Below are 18,394 nucleotides of genomic sequence, written 5' to 3'. Positions count from 1 at the left end.
ATAAATCTACATATGAAAAAAATAAAAATACTAATTAGTTTGGCTTTGTGTGGTTTCAGCGCTGCCGTTTTAGCTCAGAATCCGGTGATCCAGACCCATTTTTCGCCGGACCCTGCGCCGATGGTGTACAAAGATAAAATGTACGTTTACACAGGAGACGACATTCCGGGATACGATTTTTATTATATGACGAAATGGAGGGTACATTCATCCGAAGATATGGTCAACTGGACAGACCACGGTGTTCCAATTTCCTTAGAATCCTTCAGCTGGGCTCGTGACCGCGCCTGGGCATCACAATGTATACAGCGAAACGGCAAATTTTATTGGTATATCTGTGCTCAAACCATTAATAATGATATGGCAATTGGTGTTGCTGTGTCCGATAGTCCAGTCGGACCATTCAAAGATGCGCTTGGAAAACCATTGATTACAACGGGAAGCTGGGACAATATCGACCCAACAGCTTTCATAGATGATGACGGACAGGCGTATCTCTATTGGGGAAACAGCCATCTTTTTTATGTAAAGCTCAACAAAGATATGGTTTCGTATGAAGGGAAAATTACTGAAATTCCACAGTCGGTGGAATCATTTGGCGGACTCAGACGTCCGGGAAAGAGTGATGAAGTTTTGCAAAAACAAGAGCAATTTGAAGATGTTTTCGTGGAAGGACCTTGGTTTTACAAGCGCAATAAACAATATTATCTGATGTACGCAGGAATGACAGGACGTACAGAATGCCTGTCTTACGCCACAAGCTCATCACCAACAGGTCCCTGGAAATATCAGGGAAAAATAATGACCGACCAGCCGACCAACAGCTTCACCAACCACGGCGGAATCATTGATTTCAAAGGAAAATCCTACCTGTTTTATCACACCGGATTATTGCCGGGAGCAGGTAGTTATGGCAGGTCGACTGCGATTGAAGAATTCGAATATAATTCTGACGGCAGTATTCCAAAAATCACAATGACTAAAGAAGGTGTAAATCCTGTAGCAACGGTAAACCCTTATAAAAGAAATGAAGCAGAAATGATGGCTTGGTCTGAGAAATGCAAAACCGCTGAAAATAAAAAAAACGGAGTCTATGTAACTGAAACAAGAACAGGCGGATTCATAAAAGTCCGTTCTGTAGATTTCGGAAATCAGGGAGTTTCTGCTTTTTCAGCTTCAATAGCTTCTGGGCTTGACGGAGGAATTCTGGAAGTCCGTTTAGACAGTATTAAAGGAATAAAATTAGCGCAAATTGAAGTACCCAGAACAGGAGGCTGGGACGTCTGGAAAACATTGACGGCAAAGATTTCAGAATCTATTTCTGGCGTTCACGATGTGTATTTTGTTTTTCAGGGAAAAAATATCACGGCAGGTCGTGAGCTTTTTAATTTCGATTACTGGAGTTTTCAGAAAAAATAATGTTTGAATGTTAATTATTTAAAAATGAAGAAAAATATAATAAAGTCAGCGTTAAGTACTCTGTTTATAGGATATGCAGGAGTTTTGTCTGCACAGAATCCCATCATTCAAACTGCTTACACAGCCGACCCGGCGCCAATAGTGTTCAATGACCGTTTATATGTTTACACCAGTCACGACGAAGACGATTCTACGTGGTTTACAATGAACAATTGGAAGCTGTTTTCCACCAATGATATGGTCAACTGGACAGACCACGGTGTGATTCTTTCGTACAATGATTTCGATTGGGCAAAACGTGATGCGTGGGCGGCTCAGTGCATCGAAAGAAACGGGAAATTCTTTATGTATGTCCCAATGATTTCGAAAACCAATAATAAAGGTGCGATCGGCGTTGCAGTTGGCGACAGTCCGTTTGGACCGTTTCACGACCCGCTGGGAAAACCGCTTGTTCAGAGTGAATGGGGCGATATCGACCCGACGGTTTTCATTGATGATGACGGTCAGGCGCATATGTATTGGGGAAATCCCAAACTTAAATACGTGAAACTAAATGAAGATATGATTTCCTATTCCGGTGATATTGTTGAAGTTCCGATGACTGAAGAATCTTTCGGAAAACGGGAAGGCAATCCGGAAAGACCAACGAAATACGAAGAAGGTCCGTGGCTTTACAAACGAAAAAATCTTTATTATCTCTTCTGGCCGGGCGGTGCGTTACCGGAATTTATAGGCTATTCCACCAGCAAAAGTCCGCAAGGTCCGTGGAAATATGGCGGAATTATTATGCCTGCAGAAGGAAAATCTTTTACCAATCATCCCGGCGTGATTGATTTCAGAGGGAAAACCTACTTTTTCTATCACAATGGTGCTTTGCCGGGAGGAAGTGGATTCACAAGGTCGGTCAGTGTGCAGGAATTAGAATTTAATAAAGACGGTTCTATTTCACCTTTCAAAATGACCAATGGAATTTCCAAAGCTATTGCAACCGTCAACCCTTACGCAATCAATCAGGCGGAGATGATTTCGTGGTCGGAAAATGTAAAATCTTATCAAAACAAAGTCGCAGGAGTTTTCATCAAAGCAAAGAAAAACGGTGCTTACACAAGCGTAAAAAATGTTGATTTTGTAAAAGATGGCACAACAACTTTTTCTGCAAGAGTAGGAACCACGCACAACGGTGGAGTTACGATGGATGTTCATTTAGACAGTTTGGACGGACCGCTTGCAGGAACTATAAAAGTTCCGATGACCGGAGGAGATGATCGGTATGAAACGGTTAAAATTAATCTGTCAAACAAAATAACAGGTATTCACAATCTTTATTTAGTGTTCAATGGTAAAGCGGAAAAAGACATTATGTTTTTTGACTATTGGATGTTTTCAAAATAATTCAAAATGAAAAAATTTACACTTTTATTTATATTATTCATAAGCTTTTGTTTTTTATCAAAGGTCAAAGCACAAGTTGCCGAAGTTTCAAGTCCGGACGGAAAACTGAAACTGAATGTATTTTCAGAAGACGGAAAAGCATTGTATTCCGTTACTTTTCAAGGAAAAACAATGCTCGAAAAATCTCCTTTGGGTTTAATCACCAATGAATCAGATTTCTCTAAAAATTTAAAATTCATCAACAGCAAAAAAGACATTGTTTCTAAAAAATACAACAACGAAAAAATCAAAAAATCCGAAGTTGAGTACAAAGCAAATAAATTGACCGTCAATTTTACCAATCAAGAGCAGTTTAGTATTGGAATTGAGTTTCAGGTAAGTGACAATAATATTGCGCTTCAATACGACATTCCGCCAATGAAAGACCGTTTCAGTGTTGTTGTGCAATCGGAAGTAACAGGATATCGATTTCCGTCACAAACAACCACTTTTTTGTCGCCAATGATGAAGCCGATGACTGGTTTTGCACGCACAGCGCCAAGCTATGAAAGTGGATATAAAGCCGATGCGGAATTAGGAACGAAAGCTGATTATGGTTACGTTTTCCCTGGGCTTTTTCATATCGGAAACGAGGGCTGGGTTTTGCTTTCAGAAACTGGAGTTAGTAGTTTGTATTGTGCTTCTCATCTCAACACCACTTCAGATAAAAATCTTTATCAGGTTGCCTATCCGAATATGGCTGAAAACAACGGTTTCGGAAGTTCAGGAGCAGCACTTTCTTTGCCCGGAAAAACTCCGTGGAGAACGATTACGATTGGAGATTCTTTGAAACCGATAGTTGAAACGACCATTCCATTTGATGTTGTAGAACCTCTTTATGAACCTTCGCAGAAATATCAGTTCGGAAAATCTACCTGGAGCTGGATTCTATGGCAGGATAACAGTATGAATTATGATGACCAGACCAAATTTATTGATTTGGCATCAAAACTTAATTATGAATTCATTTTGATGGATGCGCTTTGGGATAAAAATATCGGCAAAGACCGGATGAAAGAACTCGTTCAATACGCCAAATCTAAAAATGTGGGAGTAATGCTTTGGTATAATTCCAACGGAGCCGCCAATGATGCGCCAATGGGACCAAGAAACAAAATGAGCACTTCTGTAGAACGCAAAAAAGAAATGAAATGGCTGAAAGAAATCGGTGTAAAAGGTTTGAAAGTCGATTTTTTTGGTGGCGACAAGCAGGAAACGATGCGTCTGTATGAAGATATTTTGTCGGATGCCAATGATTTTGGTCTGATGATTATTTTCCACGGAGCTACTTTGCCGAGAGGCTGGGAAGTAATGTACCCGAATTATGCTGGAAGCGAAGCTGTTTTAGCCTCGGAAATGCTTTACTTTTCGGAAGATGTCCGTAAACAGGAAGCATTTTTTGCAACCTTACATCCTTTCATCAGAAATACGGTGGGAAGTATGGAGTTTGGCGGAACTTTTCTGAATAAATTTTTAACGAAATCCAATAAAGAAAAGAACAGAAGATTAACCACAGATGGTTTTCAGTTGGCGACAGCAGTTTTGTTTCAGAATCCGATTCAGATGTTTGGAATAATGCCGAATAACCTGACTGATGCTCCAAAATTCCAGTTGGATTTTATGAAAGAGGTTCCGACGCTTTGGGATGAAACGGTTTTCATCGATGGTTATCCCGGGAAATATTCTGTGATAGCGAGAAGGCATAATGACAAATGGTATGTTGCGGGTGTAAATGCTGAAAAAACTTCTAAAAAACTTACACTCAATCTTCCAATGTTGGCTGGTAAAAATCTGGAACTGATTAATGATGATAAAAATGGAAACACTTTTACAAAAACGGTTTCCATTAATAAAAAAGGAGAATTTGAAATTGAAATTCAGCCGAATGGGGGATTTGTGTTGAAGAATTAAAGCAGGGATAATTTGGGCAGCTTAATCCGTCTTCCACTCCCGCTTTTTTGCTCGTCGTGCCTCCTCACAAAAAGAGCTCCGTTCAAGCCGGGCTGCGTGCAATTCGCAACCAATAAATGTTAAACTAAACCTTATAGGTTTTCAGAATCTATAAAGTTTCAATTAAATCAAAATAAAGATTATGAACAGATTACCGATACTATTTCTCTTTGTACTGCTGTTTGGTGCTTGTTTAAATGGACAGGCGACAGAACCATTTATCACAACAAAAAAAAGCGATGATGCTATTCTCCTGAAAGATAAATCAGTCAGTATCTCATTATTTACTAACAATAATATTGATGCAGGAATATTGAGAGCTGTCAAAAACCTGCAATCCGATTTCCAGAAAGTAACAGGTGAGGAACCAACGATTTTGAATCAGATTTCCGGAATAAATTCTCCCTTAATCATCATTGGAACTCTCGGAACAAAATCGGTGATTGATGATTTAATCAAACAAAAAAAGATTGATGGAAAATCTCTAACCGGAAAACGTGAAAAATATATTATCCAAAACGTCAGCAACCCGTTTCCGGGCGTTTCGGAAGCGATTGTGATTGCAGGCAGTGACAAAAGAGGAACCATTTACGGGATTTATGAAGTGTCTCGGCAAATCGGCGTTTCACCTTGGCATTACTGGGCAGACGTTCCTGTGGAAGCAAAAGAAAATTTATACTTCAAAAAAGGAATGTATACCGATGGAGAACCTGCCGTAGAATACCGCGGAATTTTCCTGAATGATGAAGAACCTTCGCTTGGCGGTTGGGCAAGAGCAACTTTTGGCGGCATCAATTCTAAATTTTATGAAAAGGTTTTTGAACTGCTTCTTCGCTCCAAAGCCAATTATCTATGGCCTGCGATGTGGGGAAAAGCATTCTATGACGACGATGCGTTGAGCGGACCATTAGCCAACGAAATGGGAATTATAATGGGAACTTCGCACCACGAGCCGATGGCGCAGGCACAAGCCGACTGGCACAGATACATCAAAAGAAATAACCTTCCGAATGTCTGGGATTATTCAAAAAACGCAAAAGTCTTGCAGGAATTCTGGAAAGCCGGAATCGTTAGAAGCAAAAACTGGGAAAAATTAGTCACTGTCGGAATGCGTGGCGACGGTGATGAAGCAATGGGAGAGGGAACCAATATTTCCTTATTAGAGAACATCGTAAAAGACCAGCGCAAAATCATTCAAAATGTTACAGGTAAAAATCCAAGCAAAACACCACAGGTTTGGGCTTTATACAAAGAAGTTCAGGATTATTATGACAAAGGAATGAGAGTTCCGGATGATGTGATTTTGCTGTTTTGTGACGACAATTGGGGTAATGTTCGTAAACTTCCAGATCCTTCAAAACCTTTACACAAGGGAGGTTACGGAATGTACTATCACTTCGATTATGTAGGCGGCCCGAGAAATTCCAAATGGATCAATATCAGTCCGATACAACGGGTTTGGGAGCAGATGAATCTTTCTTATGAACATAAAGTAGACAAAGTTTGGGTCGTGAATGTGGGTGATTTAAAGCCAATGGAATTTCCAATCAGCTTTTTCCTCGAAATGGCTTGGAATCCGAAACAGTTTAATGCTAAAAACCTTTTGGAATACACCGAGAAATGGTCTGCTCAGCAATTTGGCGAAAAACATTCAAAAGAAATTGCCAGAATGATTAATCTTTACGCTAAATACAACCGCAGAGTAACTCCGGAAACACTTGACAGCAAGACATTCAGTCTGGAAAATTATAATGAATTTGAAACGGTTTTGAATGATTACAGAGCTTTGGCAGTAGATGCATTACGTTTGAAAGAACAGATTCCTACTGAATATCAGGATGCATACTATCAGTTGGTTCTTTATCCGATTGATGCGTGCAGTAATTTGTATGAAATGTATTATGCAGTTGCCAAAAACAGGGAATTGGCAGCCAAAAATGACCTTAAAGCAGATTATTATGCGGATAAAGTGAAAGAGTGTTTTGAAAGAAACACGTATCTCGATAATAAATATAACAATGTAATTGCCGGCGGAAAATGGACGCATATGATGGACCAGATGAAGATAGGATACAAAGCCTGGTTCGATGGAAAAGAAAATATAATGCCTGAAGTCACTTACGTTTCTGAAGCAAATGTCCCGAAGGAAAAAGTATTCCAAGAAAAAGACGGTTATGTTTCTATCGAAGCCGAAAATTTTGCACGAATGAATAATTCAGACAGAATCCATTGGGAAGTGATTCCTGATTTCGGTAAAACAAAATCAGGAATTACGACTTTTCCCCAGAATGCTTATCCGAAGGCCGATGAAAATATTTATCTGGAATACGATATTAATTTCGAATCCAAAGGAGAATTTGAAGTTCAACTTTTGTTGGCTCCGACTTTAAATTACAATCACAATAAAGGATTGCGCTACGAAATTTTTTTTGATGGCGAAACTCCGCAAACTGTCAATTTCAATGGTCATTACAAAGGCGAATTGGGAAAATGGCAGTCGGAGCATATCATTAAATCAATCACAAAGCATCAGATTTCCGAACCGGGAAAACATACTTTACGTTTCAGAGTTTTAGAACCGGGAATTGTACTGGAAAAAATACTAATTAATACAGGCGGTCTCAAACCAAGTTACTTGGGAGCGCCGGAAAGTGAAATTTTAGAAAATAAATAAGCAATTTTCCACGCATTATATTTCAAAAAACAATAATAACATATTGAGTTAAATTAAAATTTATGTCACATTTAAAATCAAATTATTACTATGAGAAAAATCATCAATTTAGTACTTGCTGCCATGGCAGGTATTGTATTCACAGGGCATCTTAATGCACAGAGTACACAGAACGCAAAAGTAAAGATTGATAAGAACATTACTTATCAGAAAATAACCGGTTTTGGCGGATTTGTCTGCAGTCCGCAGTTTGCCTACAATCACATGACAACAGCAGAAATTCAGAAACTCTGGGGAAACGGCGCTACAGATGCCGGATACAATATGCTGAGGCTATATATTCCGGAAGACAGTTCTAACTGGCCACAGGTTTTGGCCACTGCACAATTGGCAAAATCAATGGGATTGATTGTATTTGCAAGTCCATGGACAATGCCTGCAGCATGGAAAACCAATAATCATGTTAACGCAGTGTACACGGATACGAACGGAGTACAGCAAATTGGTTATTTGAAACCTGAAAATTATCAGGATTATGCTCTTCATCTCAACAGTTTCGTAACTTATCTGGCTACTAACGGAGTTACACTCGATTATATTTCTATACAGAACGAGCCTGATGAGATGGCGCAATACCAAGGTTGTATCTGGACACCAACGCAGATTGCTACTTTCGTTAAAGACTATGGACATTTGATAAACTGTAACGTAATTGCTCCGGAAAGTGTCGGTTTTACGGATAATTTCGCAAATGCGTTTTTAAATCCAGCAGTAATGGCAAATTTTGAAGTTTATGGAGGTCATCAGTATGGATCTATGCAGTCTGTCTACAAGCAATTTCAAAATCACAATAAACAAATCTGGCAAACAGAATATCTCATTAACTGGAATTCGTCCACAAGTGTACCTGCAAGAGACTTTAGCTGGACAATTGACGGTTTCACTTTTGCAAGAAGCGTAAATAATGCTATGCTTGGTAACATCAACGCATGGGTTCACTACGCATCAAAAAGATACTACGGAATGATGGGTGATGGTACAAATGGCACAGTAGCAGGTGAGATGACAAAAAGGGGATATATTTTATCCCAATATGCTAAAAATACGACAGGTAAAACCAGAATTGATGCAAAATGGGAAACTTCAAGCGGAACTTTGGAAGGTTCTTCTTATATTTCACTAGACGGCAACCAGATTACCCTTGTTGTTATCAATTCCTCTTCCAACACCTATGATCTTAAAGTTGATCTGCCATTCTTTACGACTTCAGGAGTACAGACAACCACATCACAATCATTGAATATGGCTTCATCACCTTTCTCTTTCAGTACGGCGAGTTTCCGTCCGACAGTTCAGGTGAGTCCTTCGAGTGTAATGACTTTTGTTTTTAATAAAAGCGGAGACAGACCGGTATCATTAATGACAGGCGGCGATGTTCATTATAATAAAATTGAAACTCAGATCCCGACCAATACTGCGTTTGGTATTAATTATCAGCTTAGCGGAAAAACAGTTACTTTCTACAATTCAACTCCGTTGATAAGTTCAAACACAGATGCGAACAGCGGATATTTGAATCTGGATGACCGTTACAATAAGTTAATTTTTAATGTATTAAACTATACAACAAGCAATTTGCCGACTTCTTCCAATACAACACTGTATTACGTTGATATAAACGGAACAGTAAGATCTCATAATTATGGAAGTGTTGCATTTCCTGCACCAGGCTCAGGAAGTTTCAATCTGGTGTTTGACATTTCCAGAACAGTTCTTCCATATGGCTGCAAAGGAATCATCGGGCTTAGAAGTGGAAATTACAGCTCCATTCTTACCCTGACTTTGGGTGATGTCTATTTCAATGTGGGTAATGAAAGAGCTTCAAAATTTGCATCAGCGTACTCTCTTACAGACAGTAATCTTATGGACGCCTTGGAAAATGAATATTATACATCCGTTGATTTTAAAGATGTTACAGGAAACACATCAGCAGATACATGGAATAGTGCTTCTGCCAATCTTAACAGTATTTTTTATGTTAATGGAAGTGTCAGCAACAGTAATGTAAATGTAATTTCTGGCAATTCTTGTCAGAATCTTACTCTTTCGGATCTGGGTAAAGATTTTCAGGTTCCATTTGGATTTACTGCAAATTCTGCAACGTATGCAAGAACTTTTAATGGGTACGGAATCGTTCTTTTACCTTTCCAGTCAGCCATCCCTTCTGGAGTTACAGCCTATACGATGCAGCCGGCTTCGGGAAATGTGGTTTGTACACAGATTTCCAATGGAATAATTCCTGCCAATATTCCTGTATTGATCAACGCAACAGGAAGCAAAACATTCACAGGATCAGGTGCTGTATCTACACCAAAAGCCATTACCGTGAATCAGATCAATGGGGTTTATCAGTCTATAAAAGTGGCTGCAGGAGGATATGTATTGAAAACAGAAAACGGAGTTACAGGATTTTATAAAGTGACAGCAGGTAACGAACCGGTAATCAGCTCGTTCCAGGGGTATCTTTCCGAAAACAATACATATACTGACGTTTTCCTTCCTTTGAGCTTTTCTACACTTGGAGTTGAAAGTATTATAGAAACAAAGAATGACATAGTTCTCTATCCAAACCCTGCCAAAAACGAAATTTTCGTTGATTGGAAATCGGGTGATGCAGTATATTCTATCATTGATGCAAAAGGAAGTGTTGTTTCGTATAAAGCAAAACTGACAAACGGCAAAAACAGAATTGATGTTTCAAAACTTCCTTCAGGAGTATATTTTATTGAAATATCAGGTTCAGGAAAAACCGTCACAAACAAATTTATAAAGCAATAACCTCAATTATATTCTTTTAAAATTAAATTTTGCAAGGTCACTGGTTTATTCCAGTGACTTTTTCTTGTAATAATATCTATAATTAAGTGTAATATATACATTTATTCAAAATAGAATCTTATATTTGTCTTTATCACACTGCAAAGCAATATTTGGTGATAATATTCAAGATCTATTAATAAAAAACTGCTTTAAAATCAATTATATGAACAAAATTTTATTAACCATATCAGTAGTTGTCTGTACTTTCAGTTTTGCTCAGAATTATAAATATCCGTTTCGAAATCCCAATCTTCCAGTCGAACAAAGAATCGAAAATCTTCTCGGATTATTAACTGTTGATGAAAAAATAGGAATGATGATGGACAATTCTAAAGCCGTTCCAAGACTTGAAATTCCCGCTTACGGATGGTGGAACGAGGCACTTCACGGTGTTGCCAGAGCTGGAACAGCAACTGTTTTTCCGCAAGCCATTGGTTTAGCAGCAACCTGGGATGTTCCGGAACATCTCAAAACCTTTGAAATGATTTCTGATGAAGCCCGTGCAAAATATAACAAATCTTTCGATGAAGCCAGTAAAACCGGACGTTACGAAGGTCTCACATTCTGGACTCCCAATATTAATATTTTTCGTGATCCAAGATGGGGAAGAGGTCAGGAAACCTATGGAGAAGATCCATTTTTAACTTCTGTTCTCGGTGTTGCTGCGGTAAAAGGTTTACAGGGAAATGATCCGAAATATTTCAAAACCCACGCCTGTGCCAAGCATTTTGCCGTTCACAGCGGTCCGGAATGGAACCGCCATTCTTACAACGCAGAAGTTTCCAAAAGGGATTTGTACGAAACTTATCTTCCTGCTTTTAAAGCATTGGTTTTGGAGGGAAATGTTAGGGAAGTGATGTGCGCTTATAATGCTTTTGATGGACAGCCTTGTTGCGCCAACAATACTTTGCTTACAGAAATTCTTCGTGGTAAATGGAAGTACGATGGAATGGTCGTTTCAGATTGTTGGGCTTTGGCAGATTTCTATCAGGAAAAATACCACGGAACACATCCTGATGAAAAAACCACCGCTGCAGATGCCCTGAAACATTCAACTGATTTGGAATGTGGAGATACTTATAATAATCTTAATAAATCTCTGGCAAGCGGATTAATCACCGAAAAAGACCTCGACATTTCAATGCGAAGAATCCTGAAAGGCTGGTTTGAGCTCGGAATGCTTGATCCAAAATCGTCCGTTCATTGGAACCAAATTCCATATTCGGTGGTGGATTCGGAGGATCACAAGAAACAGGCTTTGAAAATGGCTCAAAAATCAATCGTTCTGATGAAAAACGAGAAGAATGTCCTGCCTTTAAATAAAAGCATTAAAAAAATAGCAGTAGTCGGTCCCAATGCTGATGATGGAATTATGCAATTAGGAAATTACAACGGAACACCTTCTTCAACGGTTACGATTTTAGATGGAATCAAAGCCAAATTTCCTAATGCTGAAATCATTTACGAAAAAGGAAGTGAAGTGGCAGATCCGTCATCCAGAACATCTCTTTACCAGAATTTTCTAAGCCAGAAAAACGGTGAAAAAGGAATGAAGGTAGAGTTTTTCAATAATAATGAATTCAAAGAAAAACCGGTTAATATTTCCGTTAATAAAACAGGAATTACCTACAACAGTTTTGGCGGAACTCAGCTTGCACCGGGAGTTGCCAGAGAAAATACTTCCGCAAGAATATCAGGTGTTTTTAAAAGCAGTTATTCGGGCGAAGTGATATTTTCTGCTGCAACATCAGATGTTTACACACTTTTTGTAGACGGTAAGGAAATCGCCACTAGAAAAGGTCCTGATGCAAGACATCCTTCAGAATTTCCTGTAAAAATGGAGAAAGGGAAAGAATATCAGATAGAACTTCGACACAGCCAGAAAGGAAAATATGTAAGCATTGCCTTTGAAGTATATAGAAAAGACCCGGTGAATTTCGCTTCAGTAAAAGAAAAAGTAAAAGATGCAGATGTAATTGTTTTCGCAGGCGGACTTTCTCCAAGTTTGGAAGGTGAAGAAATGTTGGTGAGTGCCGAAGGTTTCAAAGGTGGTGATAAAACTTCAATAGAACTTCCGAAAGTTCAGCGTGAACTGTTAGCCGAATTGAGAAAAACAGGGAAACCCGTCGTGTTTGTACTGTGCACGGGAAGTGCGCTTGGTTTGCAGCAGGATGAAAAAAATTATGATGCTCTGCTGAATGCTTGGTATGGCGGACAAGCCAGCGGAACTGCGGTTGCAGATGTTTTGGCGGGAGACTATAATCCTTCCGGAAGATTACCCATTACATTTTACAAAAATCTGGAGCAATTGGACAATGCACTTTCGACAACAAGCAAGCATCAGGGTTTTGAGAATTATGATATGAAAGGAAGAACCTATCGCTATATGACCGAAGATCCTTTATATTCATTTGGTCACGGTTTGAGCTACTCAAAATTTAATTATGGTCAGGTTAAATTGAACAAAAATTCCATCAGTTCTAATGAAAATATCACGATAACGATTCCTGTTACCAATATTTCGGAAAGGGATGGCGAAGAAGTGGTAGAGGTTTATGTGAAAAGAAATAACGATGTTTTAGCACCTGTAAAGACTTTAAGAGCTTTTGAAAGAGTTTTTATTAATTCTAAAGAAACAAAAAACATTCAACTCACAATTTCCAATGAATCATTCAAATTTTATAATGAAAAAGCCGATGATTTGGTTTCAAAACCCGGAGATTATACCATTTTCTATGGCGGAACTTCCGAAAATTCAGGATTGAAAAGTGTTCAGTTGAAAGTCAAATAATTATAGACTGACACGCTCCATTAAACATTTAGTATTAGAGATGTTACACTGAGCGTAGTCGAAGTGTCTGTTTGAACAATCAAAAAATAGAATCAATGAAAACTAAAAATAAAATCTTCACCCTTCTTCTCTCAACCTGTGCTGCATTTTCATCAGCACAAACAACAAAATTTACTTTTGATTTGGATGGAAGTCCTACCAACATCAAAATCCAGCCAACGATGTACGGAATCTTCTTTGAAGATATCAATTTTGCAGCCGATGGAGGAATTTATGCCGAACTCATCAAAAACCGGAGTTTTGAATTTGACGAACCTATGATGGGCTGGAAACAACAAAACACGAAAACCCTTTCTCCGAATTTAGATTCCGGGTTTCTGACGATTTATTCTGATGATTCTAAAACTAATAAAAACTACGCAAGAATCACGGTTTACAATGACAAAAATTATATTTTGGAGAATGAAGGTTTCAGAGGAATCGGACTTCATCAGAATTCCGGATATGATTTTAGTTTTGACTTGGAAAAAGTATCCGGAAACATTTCTGCCGTCAATGCAAGTCTGATTGACGAAAACGGAAAGATAATCTCGACAGTTCCCATTCTAATCAAAGGAAAGGGCTGGCAAAAATATACAGCGGTTTTTTCTCCATCAAGAACAGTTGAAAAAGCAAAACTTCAAATCACTTTTACTGGAAACGGCATCGTCAATATGGATATGATTTCCCTTTTCCCACAAGATACTTGGAAGGGAAGAAAAGGAGGTTTGCGCAAAGATTTAGTTCAAAAATTATATGACTTGCAACCCGGTTTTTTACGGTTTCCCGGAGGTTGTATTGTCGAAGGCAGAACCCTTGCCGAAAGATATCAATGGAAAAAAACTTTAGGAAATATCGCCGACAGAGAATATCTCATCAACAAATGGAGTTCAGGATTTTCGCATCGCCTGACTCCCGATTATTATCAGTCTTTCGGTTTAGGTTTTTATGAATATTTCCAGCTTTCGGAAGATTTGGGAGCAGAACCATTACCGATTTTGAGCTGTGGAATGGCGTGCCAGTTCAACACCGCCGAATTGGTTCATTTGGAAGAATTAAATCCTTACGTTCAGGATGCTTTGGATTTAATTGAATTTGCCAATGGAAGTGAAAATACAAAATGGGGGAAAATCCGTGCTGAAATGGGACATCCAAAACCATTCAATATGAAGTATATCGGCGTTGGAAACGAGCAGTGGGGAGAAGATTACATTGAGCGTTATAAGATTTTCGAGAAAGCCATTCACGGCAAATATCCTGATATTAAAATCATTTCCGGAAGCGGACCATCGCCTGACGGAGAATTCTTCGATTACGGCTGGAAAGAACTCAAAAAACTCAATGCACAGATTGTGGATGAGCATTATTACAATTCGCCCGAATGGTTCACAAAAAATGCCGGAAGATATGATTCTTATGATCGTTCCGGACCAAAAGTTTTTGCCGGAGAATATGCTGCACAATCAGTCGGTGTAGTAAAACCCGACAATAAAAACAATTGGCTGACTGCACTTTCCGAAGCTGCATTTATGACAGGGCTTGAAAGAAATGCCGATGTTGTCACGATGACTTCTTATGCTCCGCTTTTTGCTCACGCAGACGGTTGGCAATGGACACCGGATTTAATTTGGTTTAATAATCTTCAGTCGTATGCAACACCCAATTATTACGTTCAGAAATTATTTTCCAACAATAAAGGAACAGATTTAATTAAGATTTCTGAAAATGGGAATCCTGTAAAAGGACAAAATCAACTCTTTGCATCTGCAGTGAAAGATGGTAAAAATAATGAAGTAATTATCAAAATAGTTAATACAAATTCTCAAGAAAAGTTAATTGAAATCAATCCAAAAAACATAAAATTAGGAAGCAAATTAGCCAAAACAACCTTGACAGCTTCTCAACTTTCGAGTGAAAATAATTTTCAAACAGAAAACATAAAACCCCTCGAAGAGAATTCTGTGATTAAAAAAGGGAAATTTTCTGTTCAAATCCCAGCCAATTCTTTCGTTGTTTTAAAGATAAAATAGTCGTTAAGCACCATCAATAAAAGAAAAATTAAAATTAAGTGTAATATTTACATTTATTTAAAATAAAAATATATATTTGTTTTAATCTCTTAAACATAAATGTAACGATTTGTTAAAGCTTAATTAAATATGATTCTTTTGAGTCTATTACATTAAACTAAAGCTTAAGATTTAGTATTAGAGATGTCACCCTGAGCCTGTCGAAGGGTCTACCAAAATAAAAATTAATAAAATTTAATTCATCGCAACAATGAAGAAATATGTTATCGGATTAGATTATGGAACAGATTCCGTTCGTGCAGTCCTGATTGATACAGAAAACGGAGCCGAACTCGCCACATCCGTGAGCTATTACCAAAGATGGAAAGAAGGAAAATTCTGTCAGCCGGAACAAAATCAATTCCGTCAGCATCCGCTTGACCATATCGAAGGCTTGGAAAAAACCATTTCCGATGTTGTCAAAGAAAGTGGAGTAGCTCCTGAAAGTATTGTCAGCATCTGCATCGATACCACAGGTTCATCACCACTTCCGGTAACCAAAGAGGGAATTGCATTAGCTTTAACACCTGGTTTCGAACAAAACCCCAATGTAATGATGGTTTTGTGGAAAGACCATACATCAATTGATGAAGCGGAGGAAATCAACCATTTAGCGAGAAATTGGGGCGGTGAAGATTACACCAAATTTGAAGGCGGAATCTATTCTTCCGAATGGTTTTGGGCAAAAATTCTTCACATCAACAGAGTTGATGAAAATGTAAAAAATGCGGCGTACAGCTGGATGGAGCATTGCGATTATATCACGTTTCTACTTTCCGATAATCAGGATTTAACGACATTTAAAAGAAGCCGTTGCGCCGCAGGTCACAAAGCAATGTGGCACGAATCGTGGGACGGATTGCCGTCTAAGGATTTCCTTGGTCAGTTAGATCCGTCATTAGCTGAACTTCGTGACAGGTTGTACGATAAAACTTACACTTCCGATGAGGTTGCAGGAAATTTAAATCAAGAATGGGCAGCAAAACTGGGATTAACAACCAATACTGTGATTGCCGTAGGAACTTTTGACGCACATTCCGGAGCAGTCGGTGCAAAAGTGGAGGAGAACACGCTCATCCGAATTATGGGAACTTCTACCTGCGATATTATGGTTGCACCCAACGATATTATCGGAGACAAGACCGTCAAAGGAATCTGCGGACAGGTAGATGGTTCTGTCATTCCGGGATTGATTGGTCTGGAGGCGGGTCAGTCGGCGTTTGGTGATTTGTTGGCCTGGTACAAAGACATTCTGATGTGGCCAACTCAAAATATTCTGATGAATTCTAACGTCATCGATGAAAGTCAAAAACAACAATTAAAGGAAGAAATAGAAAACAATCTTATCCGAAATCTTACTTTAGAGGCAGAAAAAATTCCTCTTTCCGAAGCCGTTCCTATTGCTTTGGATTGGATTAACGGACGAAGAACGCCCGATGCGAATCAAGAGCTGAAAGCTGCTATCAGCAACCTGTCACTCGGAACGAAAGCACCACACATTTTCAAAGCATTGGTGAATGCTATTTGTTTCGGTTCCAAGAAAATTGTTGACCGTTTCGAAGAAGAAGGCGTGAAAATCGAAAAGGTCATTGGAATCGGCGGCGTTGCCAGAAAATCACCTTTCATTATGCAGACTTTGGCAAATGTCCTGAATATGCCGATTGTGGTGGCAGCGTCAGACCAGGCTCCGGCTTTAGGAGCAGCGGTTTATGCCGCAGTTTCAGCCGGAATTTATCCGAATGTTCAGGAAGCAAGTCAGAAAATGGGTTCCGATTTCGAAGCCGAATACTTCCCGCAGGCAGAACACGTAGAAAAATATGCAGAATTAATGAGTCAATATCAAATTCTAGCCGACTTCACAGAAAATAATGTCAAATCAAAAAAGAAGTTGATTGTTGATAGTTTATAGTTGATAGAAATTTTAACCAGGATTTGATAGCTCCGTAGGAGCGCACTGTTAATAGCCAAATATAATTGTCCATACACACCAAGCCTCGTAGAGGCGACCTGTTAAAAGATTATATAATTAAAACCAACAACCATCAACCAAAAACTAACAACTAAAATTTTTTATGGCAGCTTTATCCGTCTTCCGCTCCCAATCTTTTTTTGCCAACGCTTTTGCCAACACAAAAAAGGATTTCCGCTCAAGCCGGGCTGCAGACTGAGCATAAAAACAAGAGAAGGTTATAACCAAAAAGTTTGTCATTCCGTAGGAATCTAGACCGCTTAGATTCCTACGGAATGACAAAAGAAACTTTAAAAAATAAATAAAAACTTTGCGCTCCTTTTGCGTTAAAAAATATAATGAAATGAGCATCTATAAAGAACTCCAGAGAGAATGTTACGAAGCCAATATGCAGTTGGATGCCTTGAAGCTTGTAGTTTACACATTCGGAAACGTAAGTGCGGTTGACCGTGAAAAAGGAATTTTTGCCATCAAACCAAGCGGCGTTCCCTACGAACTTTTAAAACCGGAAGACATTGTGATTTTAGATTACGATGCTAACGTAGTCGAAGGAAATTTAAGACCGTCTTCTGACACCAAAACCCACGCTTACCTTTATAAAAACTGGGAAAATATTGGCGGAATTTCTCATACTCACGCGATCTATTCGGTAGCTTGGGCTCAGGCTCAGATGGACATTCCGATTTTCGGAACCACACACGCCGACCATCTGACTTCGGATATTCCGTGTGCTCCACCGATGCGGGATGATTTAATCGAAGGAAACTACGAATACAACACCGGAATCCAGATTTTAGACTGTTTCAAAGAAAAAGAACTGTCTTACGAAGAAGTGGAAATGGTACTCATCGGAAATCACGGACCGTTCACTTGGGGAAAAAATGCCGATAAAGCCGTTTACAACAGCAAAGTTCTGGAAACCATCGCAGAAATGGCGTATCGCACAAGACAAATCAACCCGGATGCACCACGACTGAAAGATTCGCTCATCAAAAAACATTACGAACGAAAACACGGCAAAAACGCCTATTACGGACAATAAAAGAATTAAATAAGGTCTGTCATTCTGAACGAAACGTAGTGTAGTGAAGAATCTTAATTAAATATAATCAATAGAGATTCCTCGTCCCTCGGAATGACAACGCAAAAGTAAAAAACCATCAACCATCAAC

General features: G+C 38.9%; 9 protein-coding genes. All 9 read left to right on the top strand.

Annotated elements, in window-relative coordinates; translation table 11 throughout:
- Positions 1-12: 12 nt before the first annotated feature.
- The 9 genes from AC4FQ5_RS11340 (at position 13) to AC4FQ5_RS11300 (ending at position 18,264) form a co-directional block, all read left to right on the top strand.
- Entirely contained in the window at positions 13-1,419 is a 1,407-nt protein-coding gene (locus AC4FQ5_RS11340) for a glycoside hydrolase family 43 protein (RefSeq protein ID WP_491143361.1), read from the top strand.
- Positions 1,420-1,443: 24 nt separating this feature from the next.
- Entirely contained in the window at positions 1,444-2,811 is a 1,368-nt protein-coding gene (locus AC4FQ5_RS11335) for a glycoside hydrolase family 43 protein (protein WP_491143360.1), read from the top strand.
- 6 nt (positions 2,812-2,817) lie between these two features.
- Complete coding sequence (locus AC4FQ5_RS11330; protein WP_491143358.1) at positions 2,818-4,761, top strand: glycoside hydrolase family 97 protein; 1,944 nt, start codon at positions 2,818-2,820, stop codon at positions 4,759-4,761.
- Positions 4,762-4,942: 181 nt separating this feature from the next.
- Positions 4,943-7,474, top strand: coding sequence for a glycosyl hydrolase 115 family protein (locus AC4FQ5_RS11325; RefSeq protein WP_491143356.1), 2,532 nt, complete (start codon positions 4,943-4,945; stop codon positions 7,472-7,474).
- A gap of 90 nt (positions 7,475-7,564) precedes the next feature.
- A complete protein-coding gene (locus tag AC4FQ5_RS11320) occupies positions 7,565-10,312 on the top strand; it encodes a T9SS type A sorting domain-containing protein (RefSeq protein WP_491143355.1) in 2,748 nt (915 codons plus the stop codon).
- Between the two features lie 205 nt (positions 10,313-10,517).
- Complete coding sequence (locus AC4FQ5_RS11315; RefSeq protein WP_491143354.1) at positions 10,518-13,145, top strand: glycoside hydrolase family 3 C-terminal domain-containing protein; 2,628 nt, start codon at positions 10,518-10,520, stop codon at positions 13,143-13,145.
- A 95-nt stretch (positions 13,146-13,240) separates the two neighbouring features.
- Complete coding sequence (locus AC4FQ5_RS11310) at positions 13,241-15,214, top strand: alpha-L-arabinofuranosidase family protein (protein ID WP_491143352.1); 1,974 nt, start codon at positions 13,241-13,243, stop codon at positions 15,212-15,214.
- A gap of 250 nt (positions 15,215-15,464) precedes the next feature.
- Positions 15,465-17,162, top strand: a complete 1,698-nt coding sequence (locus tag AC4FQ5_RS11305; RefSeq protein WP_491143350.1) for a ribulokinase — start codon at positions 15,465-15,467, stop codon at positions 17,160-17,162.
- A gap of 403 nt (positions 17,163-17,565) precedes the next feature.
- A complete protein-coding gene (locus tag AC4FQ5_RS11300; RefSeq protein ID WP_491143348.1) occupies positions 17,566-18,264 on the top strand; it encodes an L-ribulose-5-phosphate 4-epimerase in 699 nt (232 codons plus the stop codon).
- Positions 18,265-18,394 lie beyond the last annotated feature (130 nt).

It is taken from the genome of Chryseobacterium sp. DT-167 (assembly GCF_058310155.1).
This window is presented reverse-complemented; position numbering and strand designations above follow the sequence as displayed.